This is a genomic window from Spiroplasma gladiatoris, assembly GCF_004379335.1.
GTDB classification, from domain to species: domain Bacteria; phylum Bacillota_I; class Bacilli_A; order Mycoplasmatales; family Mycoplasmataceae; genus Spiroplasma_A; species Spiroplasma_A gladiatoris.
Map to the genome: position 1 here is coordinate 511,484 of NZ_CP038013.1, position 13,895 is coordinate 525,378.

General features: G+C 24.7%; 13 protein-coding genes. 11 read left to right on the forward strand and 2 right to left on the reverse strand.

From position 1 onward, the window contains the following. Positions 1 to 402 precede the first annotated feature (402 nt). The 10 genes from SGLAD_RS02370 (at position 403) to SGLAD_RS02410 (ending at position 10,462) form a co-directional block, all read left to right on the forward strand. Positions 403 to 858: a hypothetical protein gene (locus SGLAD_RS02370; protein ID WP_134297443.1), complete on the forward strand. Its 456-nt coding sequence runs from the start codon at positions 403 to 405 to the stop codon at positions 856 to 858. 55 nt (positions 859 to 913) lie between these two features. Further along, entirely contained in the window at positions 914 to 1,054 is a 141-nt protein-coding gene (locus SGLAD_RS05405; RefSeq protein WP_243831621.1) for a hypothetical protein, read from the forward strand. Beyond that, positions 1,054 to 1,617, forward strand: coding sequence for an ATP-binding cassette domain-containing protein (locus tag SGLAD_RS02375; RefSeq protein ID WP_243831622.1), 564 nt, complete (start codon positions 1,054 to 1,056; stop codon positions 1,615 to 1,617). Before SGLAD_RS05405 ends, SGLAD_RS02375 begins: the two co-directional genes overlap by 1 nt. After that, on the forward strand, positions 1,618 to 2,544 hold the full coding sequence (locus SGLAD_RS02380) for an ABC transporter permease subunit (protein ID WP_134297444.1): 927 nt from the start codon (positions 1,618 to 1,620) through the stop codon (positions 2,542 to 2,544). 171 nt (positions 2,545 to 2,715) lie between these two features. Beyond that, complete coding sequence (locus tag SGLAD_RS02385; RefSeq protein ID WP_134297445.1) at positions 2,716 to 3,420, forward strand: DeoR/GlpR family DNA-binding transcription regulator; 705 nt, start codon at positions 2,716 to 2,718, stop codon at positions 3,418 to 3,420. A 3-nt stretch (positions 3,421 to 3,423) separates the two neighbouring features. After that, on the forward strand, positions 3,424 to 4,362 hold the full coding sequence (locus SGLAD_RS02390) for a 1-phosphofructokinase (RefSeq protein ID WP_134297446.1): 939 nt from the start codon (positions 3,424 to 3,426) through the stop codon (positions 4,360 to 4,362). Between the two features lie 11 nt (positions 4,363 to 4,373). Beyond that, the gene (locus tag SGLAD_RS02395; protein WP_134297447.1) at positions 4,374 to 6,806 is read left to right on the forward strand and encodes a PTS fructose transporter subunit IIABC; all 2,433 of its coding nucleotides are present in this window, start codon (positions 4,374 to 4,376) and stop codon (positions 6,804 to 6,806) included. 84 nt (positions 6,807 to 6,890) lie between these two features. Further along, the gene (hisS, locus tag SGLAD_RS02400; RefSeq protein ID WP_134297448.1) at positions 6,891 to 8,129 is read left to right on the forward strand and encodes a histidine--tRNA ligase; all 1,239 of its coding nucleotides are present in this window, start codon (positions 6,891 to 6,893) and stop codon (positions 8,127 to 8,129) included. A gap of 3 nt (positions 8,130 to 8,132) precedes the next feature. Beyond that, positions 8,133 to 9,857, forward strand: coding sequence for an aspartate--tRNA ligase (aspS, locus tag SGLAD_RS02405; RefSeq protein ID WP_134297449.1), 1,725 nt, complete (start codon positions 8,133 to 8,135; stop codon positions 9,855 to 9,857). Between the two features lie 71 nt (positions 9,858 to 9,928). Further along, positions 9,929 to 10,462, forward strand: a complete 534-nt coding sequence (locus SGLAD_RS02410) for a hypothetical protein (RefSeq protein WP_134297450.1) — start codon at positions 9,929 to 9,931, stop codon at positions 10,460 to 10,462. A gap of 33 nt (positions 10,463 to 10,495) precedes the next feature. Here the strand turns inward: SGLAD_RS02410 and SGLAD_RS02415 are convergent, their stop codons facing one another. Continuing rightward, positions 10,496 to 11,302: a hypothetical protein gene (locus SGLAD_RS02415; RefSeq protein WP_134297451.1), complete on the reverse strand. Its 807-nt coding sequence runs from the start codon at positions 11,300 to 11,302 to the stop codon at positions 10,496 to 10,498. 94 nt (positions 11,303 to 11,396) lie between these two features. Here SGLAD_RS02415 and SGLAD_RS02420 point away from each other — a divergent pair, with 94 nt between their 5' ends. Beyond that, positions 11,397 to 13,199: a M3 family metallopeptidase gene (locus SGLAD_RS02420; protein ID WP_134297452.1), complete on the forward strand. Its 1,803-nt coding sequence runs from the start codon at positions 11,397 to 11,399 to the stop codon at positions 13,197 to 13,199. Here SGLAD_RS02420 and SGLAD_RS02425 read toward each other — a convergent pair. After that, positions 13,183 to 13,878: a hypothetical protein gene (locus SGLAD_RS02425; RefSeq protein WP_134297453.1), complete on the reverse strand. Its 696-nt coding sequence runs from the start codon at positions 13,876 to 13,878 to the stop codon at positions 13,183 to 13,185. The genes SGLAD_RS02420 and SGLAD_RS02425 overlap by 17 nt on opposite strands. Between the last annotated feature and the right edge of the window lie 17 nt (positions 13,879 to 13,895).

The window sequence follows — 13,895 nt, forward strand, 5'->3', positions numbered from 1 at the left end:
TTTAAAACCTTTTGAAAATTATAATTATAATAAAAGTAAATAATATTATTGATTTTTAACGTTATTCTTATACAAACACAAAATATTTATAATATTTATAATATTTAAAAAGAATTTAAAATTTATTTTAATTTTACTGTCTATTGTATAGAATATAAAATTAAAATAATATAATGTTTTTGACTTAGGTCGAAAAGGAAGTAAAAACGAAAAATTACTTATTATAATGTCAGCTTTTATTTTACTGGCATCCCCATCATATTCATTTATAGATAATATTAATAAAAAATATGATTATAAAGATAATGAATATAATAGTAAAAGTGAATTAGAAAGTAAAAATAAATTAGATAACTTTTATCAAAGAGCTTATAAACTGTAAGCATTTCAAAAAGTGTTGGAATGGAGATAGGATCAAATTGAAGCACTAATCATAGATGATCATGAGATAATTATGAAAAATGACAATATGGTGCAGATTTAAAAGATTATTTATCAGACGATGATATTAAAAGTAGTGGATGAAATTTAGAAAAAGCATTTATAAAAAAATATAAAAAAATAGGAATAAATTTTAGTGCAACAGCCTATGACTACTATGGTTCAAGCCACTCAGCTTCAAGTTTTTTATTTGATACTAATAATTTACATGATAAAAATGAATATCAAGAAAGACAAATTAATTATTATCATTCTACTTTCGGTGTTTATAATGAAATTGACTTAACACAAGGAATTCAAATAAAAAATGGTGAGTTAAGGTATAAAATTAATGTATTTTTAGGAGTTAAAGGTTATGGAGCTAAATGACAATATACATCTATAAATGCAAGTTTTAAAAATATCTACTTTTATTAAATTTTAGAAAATCAAATCTTTATTTAATGATTTGATTTTTTTTAGAAAGGACTTTATGATAGAAATTAAAAATTTAACAAAAAAGTATAAAAATGATAAAGGTGTCTTTGATATTAATCTAAATGTAAAAAAAGGAATGTGTTATGGTTTAATTGGACAAACGGTGCAGGAAAAACTACAATTATTAGACAATTAATGGGTTTTATAAAGCCTACAGAGGGTAACATAGATATTAATTCTTTAGATGCATGAGCAAAATCGAGTTTAATAAAAGATTTTACTGGATACTTACCCGGTGAACTAGCATTTAACAATAACAATTCATTAAAAGATTATATAAATTTTTTAAAAATTTTTAAAAATGATTATTATGAAGAAGAATATTTAAATAAATTAGCAACGTTTTTTGAACTAGATACAAATATAAAACTAAAAAGTATGTCAAAAGGAATGAAACAAAAATTAGCTATAATTTGTTCTGTTTTATTTAAACCAAAATTACTAATTTTAGATGAACCAACAACAGGATTAGATCCAATTATGCAAGAAAAATTTAATCAGTTAATTTTAAGATTAAAAAAAGAAGGAGTAACTATAATTTTGTGTTCACATATTTTTAGTGAAGTAAGCAAATTGTGTGATGTAGTAGGATTTATAAAAAATGGAAAGTTATTAGAAGAAAACCAAATAAAAGATTGGGATTTAAAAGAACTTGAAAAACATTTTTTAAGTTTATATGAGACTAAAGGAGAATTTTAGATGAAAAATAATTTTGTTAAAAAAAATTTAAATACAGTTTTATATAATTTAAAAAGTAATTACAAAATAGTTTTGTTATTTATTTTTATATGATTAATAGCTGTTTCTATTTCTTTTATCGTTCCATTAATAGATCAAACCTATAATAGCAAAGGCTTTAAAAAGCCCTTCATGGCATCGGGTGATTTAAAAGAAAAAATAAATAGCGGAACAACTATAAGTAATTATTCAGGTTTAGGAGAAATGATTTCTATTTTAACTTATGGTTGAATTGGTATTGTTATAAATTTAATTTTCACATTAGTTTTTATAAACAAAATTTTAGTGTCTGAATATAAAAACGGACAATTAGCAATATATTTATCTCAACCAATTTCAAGAACTAATGTATTTATTTCAAAAATTTTAAGTTTATTTTTGTTTCAAATATTAATAATAGCTTCAGGATTTATTTTGAATTTAATAATAATGGGTGTAGGAACGGTTTCTGCAAAAGAATTTGGCTATTTCATATTTTATAGTTTAAACTTTATTTTAGTAGTATTTTTATTATCGTTAATATTTATGCTTATCTCAATTAATCTATTAGATAAAACATTTCAATTAAATATATATTGTTGTTTAATTATTGGTTATGTTATATTGAATTTTGGAATATATATGATTTACATTCAATATCGTGATGGTTTAAAAGCATTGCAATATTTTAAATATATTGATTTAAAATCTTTAGTGATTAATGTTTTTGTTTATAATGGCGAAACTCAAACAACTCAATTAAATGAAACAACCCAATTTGAAAATAACAAACTTTCAGACATAAATGCTTTAAGAGTTTCTTTAACAATGATTTTATTATCAGCATTAACTCCATTATTATGATGAGCTAATATAAATACATTTAAAAAACTTGATTTTAATGTATAGTAATTATTAATTTTTAAATTTTATCTAGTGATTTTAATTTAAATAATTAAAAACAAGATGATTTATCTCTTGTTTTTTTTGGTTAAAAATTAACATTTTTTAAACATTTTGGTTGTTTTTGGTTGTATTTTATAAATTTTAGGAATATTATATCAATGAGGTGATAAATCCTTGTTAAGAGAAGAAAGATTAAAAATCATTTTAGAGTTTGTAAATTCAAATGGTTTTTGTTCAAATGAAGATATATCAAAAGCTCTAGGCATACCTTTTAGCACCTTGAGAAGAGATTTGAATGACTTGCAAAGTGAATATAAATTAAAAAGAGTTCATGGTGGTGCACAGTCATTAAAAGAAAAATCTATACTTGAAGAAAGTATTGTATCTAAACTAGAAAGTAACATTGATGCAAAAATAATTATTGCTAAAAAAGCTCTTAATTGTATTAAATCAGGAGAAACTATCTTTTTAGATGCTGGATCAAGTACATATCAATTAGCAAAACTTATTAAACCAGAGTTAAAAATTAGAGTATACACAAACTCAATCATTAACGCTCAAGTATTAGCAAATAATGGTGTAAATGATGTTTATATATTGCCTGGAAAGTTTAAACCAACTACTAATGCAATATGTGGTGTAGAAACAATTTCTGCTATTAAAAAATATTATTTTGATGTTGCATTTATTGGTGTAAATGCAATCGACCATGATTTTAACTTTTATACTACTGATGATGATGAAGCAGAAGTTAAAAAAATTGTCATAGAAAATTCGCAATTTAGTTTTGGACTTGCAGATAAAAGTAAAATGAAATCAAAATCTTTTATTAAATTTAGTGATAAAAAACAAATTGCACTTATAAATGAAGAGGTTTAAAAAATGATTTATACAATAACTTTAAACCCAGCAATTGACCATATAATTTTAACTAATAAGCCAGTTGAGTTAGGAATAACAAATATTTATAGTGATGAATATAAAGTTGTTGGTGGTAAAGGAATAAATGCAGGAGTTATTTTAAATAACTTAGAATCAAATGTACAAGCAATCGGAATTTTAGGAGAAAAAAATAAAGATATTTTTTTAAATAAATTTAAAGAAGTAAATTTAAATAATAAATTTTTTTTAAATCCAGGAAGTACAAGAGTTAATTACAAGATTAAGCATTTAGTTTCTCATCAAGAAACAGAACTTAACGGAATGGGTTTTGAAACTAATCAAAAAGTTGTAGAAGATTTTTTGAACTATTTAGAATCACATTTAGTTGAAGGTGATATTGTAATTGCAACAGGAAGTGTTGCTAGGGGTATATCTAGGCAAATCTACAAAACAATTGGAAACATAGTAAATCAAAAAAAAGCAATACTAGTTTGTGATGCAACTAATGACTTGTTAAAAAATGCATTAGAAGCAAAACCTTTCTTAATTAAACCAAACCTTGAAGAAATTTATTCAACATTAGGGTTAGAATATGAAGAAAATATAAGTTTTGAAAAAGAAAAAGAGTTAATTGAAAAATTACAAAACTTAGGAGCTCAAAATGTTTTATTAAGTAAAGGATCAAATGGAAGCTTGTACTTTACAGCTGATAAAAAAGTTTATCAAGTTGGAATTGCAAAAGGAAAGTTAGTAAACTCAGTTGGAGCTGGAGATAGTATGTTAGCAGGTTTTGTTCATGGTATTGACAAAAATTTAGAAATAGAAAAAACATTAAAATTTGCAGCAGCAAGTGGTGCTGCAACTGCTTTTAATGAATGATTAGCATCAAAAGATGAAATTATTTCATTGGTTGATCAAATCGAAGTAAGTATCAAATAGGAGGAAAATGTATGGAACTTAAAGATTTATTTCATAAACAGATTTCTTTCTTTAATGCAGATTTAAAATCAAAAGACGAAGTTATTGAGTTTTTATCTAAAGCATTATTAAAAGAAAAATTTGTTAAAGATGAAAAAGTATTTAAAGACGCTGTTTACAAACGTGAAAGCGAAGGTTCAACAGGTATGGGTGATGGAATTGCTATTCCTCACGTATTAAATCCAACTGTTGAAAAATCTGCAATTGCATTTTGTAAATTAAAAAATAAAGTTGACTGACAATCACTTGATGATCAACCAGCTGATCTTATCTTTATGATAATGACCAACGGAAAAGATGGAAATGAACACTTAGAAGCATTAGCTAATTTAAGTGGATATTTAATCAAAAAAGAAGTTCAAGATGGACTTAGAAGTGCAAAATCAGTAGATGAAGTTAAAAAATTATTAAGTGCACCAAAAGCTAAAAAAGAAGAACTAAAAAAAGGTGAATCATATGATGTTATTGGGATAACTGCATGTCCAACAGGAATAGCACATACTTATTTAGCAGCAGAAAAAATTCAAGAATATGCAGAAGAATTAGGTTTAAAAGCAAAAGTCGAAACTCAAGGTAGACGTGGAGTTGAAAATGTTTTAACAGCAGAAGATGTTAAAAATGCAAAATATATAATTTTAGCTCACGAAAAAGCAATTAATGGAATGTCAAGATTTAATGGTTATAAAGTTGTAGATACTTCTACAAAAGAAGCGATTTACAAAGGTAAAGAAATAATTCAAAACTATGAATCACATCCAAAATTAATGAAAGTTGAAAACGCACACGATGAATCTAGCGGTGAAGTTGGTCAATTAGATTTAAAACAATTTAAAAAAGTGAAACAAAATCTTCTAGCAGGGGTTTCGAGAATGTTACCATTTGTTGTTGCTGGAGGAATTATTTTAGGATTTGGTTTCTTACTAGACTATATTTATACAACAGCTATGGGTATGAAAGCGTTCTCATCATGAGAACAATACAGAGATTTCTTTAATTTATCAGATGAAATAGCAAAAAGTAAATTTAAGTTATTATCTGATGGTAAAATTATTGATCCAGCAGATGCGGAAAAGTTTTTAACTAATCACTTTTCTCAACTTGGACCTGATGGGGTCACAATGTGTTATGCATCTGGATCATTTGGAACAGTTTGAGAAGTGTCAAGTTACTTCTCTGCAATTGGTAAAATTGGAATGGAATTAATGATACCAATTTTAGGTGGATATGTTTGTTATTCAATAGTAGGTCCTCAAGGATTAATGGTTGGTGCAACAGCGGGATTAATGGCAAATAGTGATGGATTTGCTTATTCAAAAATAAGCGAAATAGCACCATGAACTGGTGCATGAAGTAGATTTTTACCTAGCAGTTTAGAAGGTATGTCATCTGGATTTATTGGTGCACTAGTTGGAGCTTATTTAGGTGCACTAGTTGTATTTGGTTTAACAAAACTAATGAAAAACTTTGGTAAAGGATTACAAGGGGTTAGAGATATAGTATTTATTCCTGTGCTTTCATTGCTTGGTGTAGCAGTTATAATGTTAGCAGTTAATATTCCTTTGGGATATGTAATGTATGGATTACAAAAATTTATTTCATTACTAGCAGATAATAACTTAATGGTAATTGTATGTATATTGGCTGCATTTATGATGTGTGTTGACATGGGTGGACCTATCAATAAAATAGCTTATACAATCGGTACACTATCAGTAGGGTTTAATTTAGTAAGTAAAGAAACTAATGCAATTGCTTACGAACAACAAACTATGATTATGACAGCTGCAATGGTTGGTGGAATGGTTCCTCCAATTGGAATAGCGATAAGTACAGTTTTATTCCCAAAACAATGAACTTTAAAATCAAAAGATGCAGCTAAAACTAATTGATTAATGGGAATGTGTTTTGTTTCAGAAGGAGCAATACCATTTATGATTGAAGATCCAAAAAGAATTTCAGTGTCAGCAATGATTGGTGGAATTGTTGCAGGATTAATAGTAGGAGTATTTAAAATCACAATCGCAGCACCACATGGTGGAATATTTGTAGCACCATTAACAAACTCATTATTATTTGATGGTGATGGGTTGCAAAAAGGAATGGGTGTAGTATTATATATAGTTGCATTCATGTCAGGTTCACTAGTAATGGGAGTTGTATTAGGATTCTGAAGATTAGCAGATATTAAAAATGGTAAATTAACTTTATCTTCAACAAATGGAGTTAAAGAAAGTTTACAAGATAGATTAGCAAAAGCTAATCAATCAAACAATACTAAAAAAGTTGAACAATTTAATAAAAAATTAAACGATTATGCAACATTTGAACAAAATTTAAAAGCAAAACAACTTGCTTATGCATCAAAAGTTGCTGAAAAAAACAAAGCAAAAAAACAAAAAGCTTAATTATTAAAAAAGCACCTAATTTAGGTGCTTTTTTTATCTTGTTTTTAGTGTAAAATATAAAAGTTAGAAATTAGGAGTAAGACAATGATCCAAAAACCTAGAGGAACTGAAGATTTAATTGCAAATCAAGTAAAAGAATTTTTTGCATTAGAATTGATTTTAAGAAATATAGCTGATTTATATAATTATCAAGAAATTAGAACACCTTTTTTTGAATTAGCAGAACTATTTTTAAGAGGTGTTGGCGAACAAACAGATGTAGTTTCAAAAGAAATGTATATTTTTAATGATAAAAAAAATCGTCAACTTGCTTTAAGACCAGAAGGTACAGCTCCTACTGTTCGTTCTGTTATTGAAAATAAACTATATATTAATGAAAATTTGCCATTAAAATTATTTTATTTTGGAAGTATGTTTCGTTATGAAAGACCTCAAAACGGTAGACAGAGACAATTTAATACATTCGGAGTTGAAGTATTTGGACCTAAAAATCCAGAAATTGATTGTGAAATAATTTGTCTAGCAGTACATATGTTAAAAACAATTGGGATTGATGATTTTAAAATCCATTTAAATTATTTAGTAGATGATAATAATCGTCAAATCTATATTGATGATTTAAAAAAACAATTAAAAGATGTTAAATTATGTGATGATTGTCAATCTCGCTTAATAAAAAATCCTTTAAGAGTTTTAGATTGTAAAGTTGATCAAGATAAGTTTAAAAATATTAAAGATATGAAAGAATATTTATCAGTTGAAGATAAAAATTATTACAATGATTTAAAAAGAAATTTAAAAAATTTAGACATTAAAATAATTGAAGATAAAAATTTAGTTAGAGGATTAGATTATTACACAGGATTTGTTTTTGAAATAAAAGATAAAGACCAAAGCACTTTAATTGGTGGGGGAAGATATGATAAACTTGTTAAACAACTTGGTGATATTGACTTGCCAGCAGCTGGTTGAGGAATGGGAATTGAAAGAATTATTTTGAATTTACAAAAACAAAATGTTTCTTTATCAGAACAAAGCAGTCTAGACGCTTATATAATTGGATTAAGTTTAAAAGCAAAAGAATTTGCAAATATTTTAATGTTTATGTTAAGAAGTGCTGGATTAAAAGTTGATTGTGATTTTATGAATAGAAGTATGAAATCAGCTTTTAAACAATCTGAAAAAAATAATGCTAAAAATATTATTTTAATTGGGGATAAAGAATTAAAAGAAAATAATATTATAATCAAAAATCAAAATACAAAAGAAGAACATATTGTTGCTTTTGAAAATATAATTGATTTTATGACAAAAGGAGAATAAATAATGGTAAGAACTCATACATGTGGTCAATTAACATTAGACAATATTAATCAAGAAGTTATTTTGCAAGGATGAGTTGCAAAGGTTAGAAAAATGGGTGGATTAACTTTTGTCGATTTAAGAGATCGTTACGGAATTACTCAACTTTTAATTGGAGAACAATTAAGTTCAAAACTTGAATTACTAAAAAATGAATATGTAATTCAAGTAAGTGGAAAAGTTATTGAAAGAAAAAGTAAAAATAAAGATATCTTAACTGGAGAAATCGAAATAGAGGTTAAAGATATAGTTTTAATTAATAAATCTGAATTAACTCCTTTTGAAATTAAAGACAATATCGAATCAAGCGAAGAAACAAGATTGACTTTTCGATATTTAGATCTAAGAAGAAAAGAAGTTCAAAATAAATTGATAATGAGAAGCAAAATGAACTACTCAATTAGAAATTACTTTAATGATTTAGATTTTATTGAAATTGAAACTCCAGTGTTTGGTAAATCTACTCCTGAAGGTGCAAGAGACTTTTTAGTGCCTTCAAGATTAAATCCACAAAAATTTTATGCTTTACCCCAATCGCCTCAACTTTATAAACAATTATTTATGATTGCGGGGTTTGATAAGTATTTTCAAATAGTAAAGTGTTTTAGAGATGAAGATTTAAGAATTGATAGACAACCAGAATTTACACAATTAGATATGGAAATGGGTTTTGCAACATCACAAGATGTTATGGAAACTATTGAAAAATTAGTTAAAAAAGTAATTTTTGATCTTAAAGGCGTAAATATCAACGAACCTATTAAAGTAATGTCGTGACAAGAATCTTTTGAAAAATATGGTAATGATAAACCAGATTTACGTTTTGGTTATGAAATTCATTGCTTAGATGAAATTTTTAAAAACTCGCAAGTTCCACTATTTATGAATTTAGAAAATAAAACTATTCGCTCAATTTGTGTAAATAATTTATTAAGTAAAAAAGAACTTGAAAATTTATTAGAAACTGCAAAACAAAATAGTGTTAATATTCTTGGTTTTGCAAAATACGATAACAGCGAATGAAGTGGATCAATTGGTTCTAAATTAAATGTTCAAGAAAAACTATCACTTATTAAAAACTTTGACATTAAAAATGAATCAACAATACTTTTTGTTGTTGATGAATATCAAAAAGCTTTGAAAGCATTAGGGGCTATAAGAAGTCACGTTGGAAAAATGCAAAATTTATGTGATCCTAATGACTATAAATTACTTTGAGTTGTTGATTTTCCTTTATTCGAATGATCTGAAGAAGAAAATCGCTATGTAGCAGCACATCATCCATTTACAATGCCAAGTGATGACACACTTGATAATTTTGATACAGATAAAGCAAATGCAAAAGCAAAAGCATATGATATAGTGTTAAATGGATTTGAAATTGGGGGGGGAAGTCAAAGAATTACAGACCCTTCAATTCAAAAGCGTATGTTTGACGCTATTGAACTAAGTGAAAATCAAATTGAACAAAATTTTGGTTGATTTGTTAATGCATATAAGTATGGAGCTCCTTATCATTCGGGATGCGCTTTAGGTTTAGATAGAATTATTATGATTTTAACAGGAGCAGAAAACATTAGAGAAGTTATTGCTTTTCCTAAAAACTCTTCTGGAATTGATCCGATGACTAATGCTCCTGATTTAGTTACAAATGCTCAACTAGATGAATTAAAAATTAAAATTAAATAGATTAAAAATGTAGTTATTGTTAATGATATATATATTTGATAAAATATTTTTATAGACATGAGGATTAAATTATGAGTATAAATGAAAGTATAAAAAATTTAATCGGTAATTTATTCAGATTAGATGTTAATTTAGAATACTTTGCGCCAGGTTATATTGGAGCAAAAAAAATAAGTGAAGAAAATATTCCTTGATTAGGTTTGAAAAATTTAAATAGAGTTGTTTATTTAGCAACAACTTTCAATTATTATTTCTTCGAAAACATGATTGCAGATGTATCTTTAGCGATTGATGCAAAAGGAAAAGAACCAATCATCGTGGAAGTTAAAGATAGTTTTTTAGAGCTAATTGAATTAGAGAAATTAGGATTTTTACAATCAAGAGTAAAATCTTTAGGAACAACACAAATGTTTATTTTAAAAGATATTTATAAGTTCATGACTGAAAAATATTCTAAGTTTAATAATTTTTTTGAAAACGACCCAAACATTAAAAAATTAGCTAAGCATAATGGTCATTTATCAGCACCTTTATTTTTAGAATCAAGTGAAGTTAATGCTTATTATGAAAAAGGTGCTAAACTAATATTTACAAATGGAAAATAAAAAATCTTAAATTAATTAATTTAAGATTTTTTATTATTCTGGTATAGATGGGTCTTTATATGTTAAAACACAATAACCTTTATATTTAGTTGATTCAAAAATTGAGCTTAAAATAACTTTATTACCTTTTACATGTGTCATAACTTCTGCAGTATCAATTTTTAAACTTTCATCATTAGTGCTACTATTAATCCTATTTAAAATTTTTCCTTCATCAATTTTTGTTATTTCACCTAAATATTTATCAGGTAATATTTTTATTATTGCATCTTCTAAACTTTCACGACTATCATCTTCAATTTCAACATAATCAACTCAAGTGCTTCCATAATAGTAATTTGAATCATTAATAGCTACAACTTTCGCTTTGCTTTTAGTAATTGTATCAATTTCAACTTCTTCTACTTGTATATCCGGGTTTAAAGCAATTATTCAATCTAATATATCTTTTTTGTTTAACCTAAGTTTGCCAAGCGATTTTGTGGTTAATGCATCCTCTAAATTTGTCAAAGCAACTCATTTAACTTCAATACTTCCGTATAAATCAGAGCCTATGTTTTCATTGGAAATAATTGTAATAAAACCATCATTATCTACAACCTCAGCAGGATCTACTCCTTCGATTATAACTTGACTGCTAGAAATTAAACCATCTTTGTCTATTGCATTTAATACACCTTGCATTGACTTTTCTTCGATATTTAAAATACGATCTTTATATATTTCTTCTAAATTTCCGCTACCTAACTTGCTAATATTATCGCCAAAACAACTTGTGGTTAAACCAGAAGGAACAGAAATTATATTAAAAACCATTAATAGCGAAAGTATTTTTTTCATAATTATTCTCCAAATATATATTATTATAAACTTTTTTGAGATTAATTTCTAGTTTGAGAATTTGTTATAATATTTTTAACTATAAAGGAAATTTATGAAAAGAAAACAAGTAGATTCAATATACAAATGAAATTTAAATAATATATATAAAACAAAAAAGAAGTTTAAAAAAGATTTAGATATTGTTATTAAAAAAAATAAAGAGTTATTAAAATATAAAAATAAATTAGGTGATTTTAAAGTCTTTAAAGATTTTTTTTTAGAAAATGAAAAAATTAATAAATTAGAAGAAAAAATGCAATTCTTTTTATGTATTTTACAAGTTGAACAAAATAATCAATTTGCATTAGATTTAGAATCTCTATATAGTCAAAAAATGATGGAACTTGATGGTAAGTTTACTTGGATTAGTGAAGAAGTTAGTAAATTTAATCAAAAAGATTTTTTAAACTTTATTCAAAATGATATAGAACTAAAATATTATTATAAGTATTACCAAGATTTTTTTAAAGAGTTAAAATATATGCTTCCATATAAACAAAGAAAAATTTTATCAAGAGTTACAAATTCTTCATCAATAATTTATGAAATGTATGAAACACTATTATTTAAAGATAATAAGCATCGAAAAGTAGAAATCAATAATAAAATTTATGAATTAAATTCATCAACTTATTCTGATTTATTATTAAATTCTAGACCGATTGAAGATCAAATGGTAAGAGTAAAATTCAGTTTAGAATTTAAAAAAGAATTAAAAGAAAAAAAACATACTTTAATTAAACTTTACGACAACATTGTAAGATCGAATATTGAACATTTAAAATTAATTAAAAAAGAAAATTTTTATGATTATTTCTTTGATAAAGAAGATTTTTACAAATTACACTTAGAAGTTTTACTAAATGCTGCAAAAGAATCGTCAAATTTAAATAATAAGTATCTAAAATTATACAAAGATTTTTTCAAGTTTGATAATAAATTTTACTCTACAGATACTTCTTTAAAGTTTTATCAAGCTGATAAGAATAAAATTAGTGTCGATAATGCCAAAGAAATTATAAAAAAACATTTAAGTTGTTTAGGACAAGAATATATGAATTTTTTAGATATTGCTTTTGAAAATCATAAAATAGATTATTATGAAGATGAAAATAAAGCAACTGGCGCTTTTACAATTCCTTCTTATGATTTTGATAATTTAATATCTATGAATTGAACAGATGATTTTGAATCTGTTTATACTTTAATTCATGAACTTGGTCATTCTGTTCATTCTTTGTTTGCTAATAAGTACCAACCAAAACCTTTAAACACTTTTGGAAATTTGATAGCAGAAATCGCATCAACTTTTAATGAACATTTATTAAGTGATAAACTTTTAAAAAATAGTGATCATAAACAAAAAATAAATATTTTACAAAATAATATAGACTTTATTGCTTCTAACTTTTTCTCATCTGCTCGTTGAACTAAATTTGAAATTGAAACATTTAAATTAGTTGAAAATAATCAAATAATTAATTACAACTCGATAAAAAATATAATTGACAATACTTTTAAAAAATCAGATTTATTAGACGAATATGATGAAGAGTGTAAATATTATGATTGAACTCAAATAAGTCATTTATATGAAGAACCATTTTACTTATATAAATATGCAGTATCAATTGCTTTTTCTTATCATTTATATAATGATTTTGTTATCAATAATGATTACAATAAATTTATTAGCTTTTTAAAAGAAGGCGGTTCTTTAGAACCATTAGAATTATTTAAAAAATATGGTTTTGATTGTACAAAAAGTGATTCATATTTACCATTAATTAAACATTTTGAAAATTTAATTACACAATTAGAAAATTTATTAAAAAAAATTAATACAAATAACTAATAAAAATAGAAATTAATTTCTTATAAGATAATAAAAAATTATAAGTTTCAATCGTGCTTACTGTAATTTTTAAATACTCATTATTAGTTATTTTTTTCTTTTTTGCTAATTTTTTTGCATAATTAATTGTTAAAACTATATTTTTTTCAATCGCAACAACACTAGATTTAGGAATAATATAATCATCTCAAATTATTTTAAGATACTCATCTGTTTTGAAAATTGTTTTAATTTCATTTTTATAATGTTCAAATACGTTTAAAATTTCTTTATTTGCCAAATCAATCGCAAAAAAACTTGGTTTTGCGATATCTAACTTATTAGAAAGTACAAAATAATTACACATTGTCTCAATAAATCTAATTAATCCTAATATTTGACAATAATCTCTAATCATTTTTTCAAATTTTTTTAATAATTTTAAATCAGTTATAATTAATTTATATTTTTGATTAAAAAAGTTTTTATAGTTATCAATTTCTTTAAAAAGTTTTTCATAATTATTTAAACTATGATCATTTGTTATTTCGAATCCAACATTTGTTTTATTAAACTTAAATAATCATTTTTCAAGTTTTTTAATATTTTTATTAAGCTCTTTTTCTCAAAAAAGATTTATATTTTTTAAATCTTCAATGTTTATCGAATTAATATTAAAAGATTTAAATTTTTCTATCATATTATTACCATCTTTCT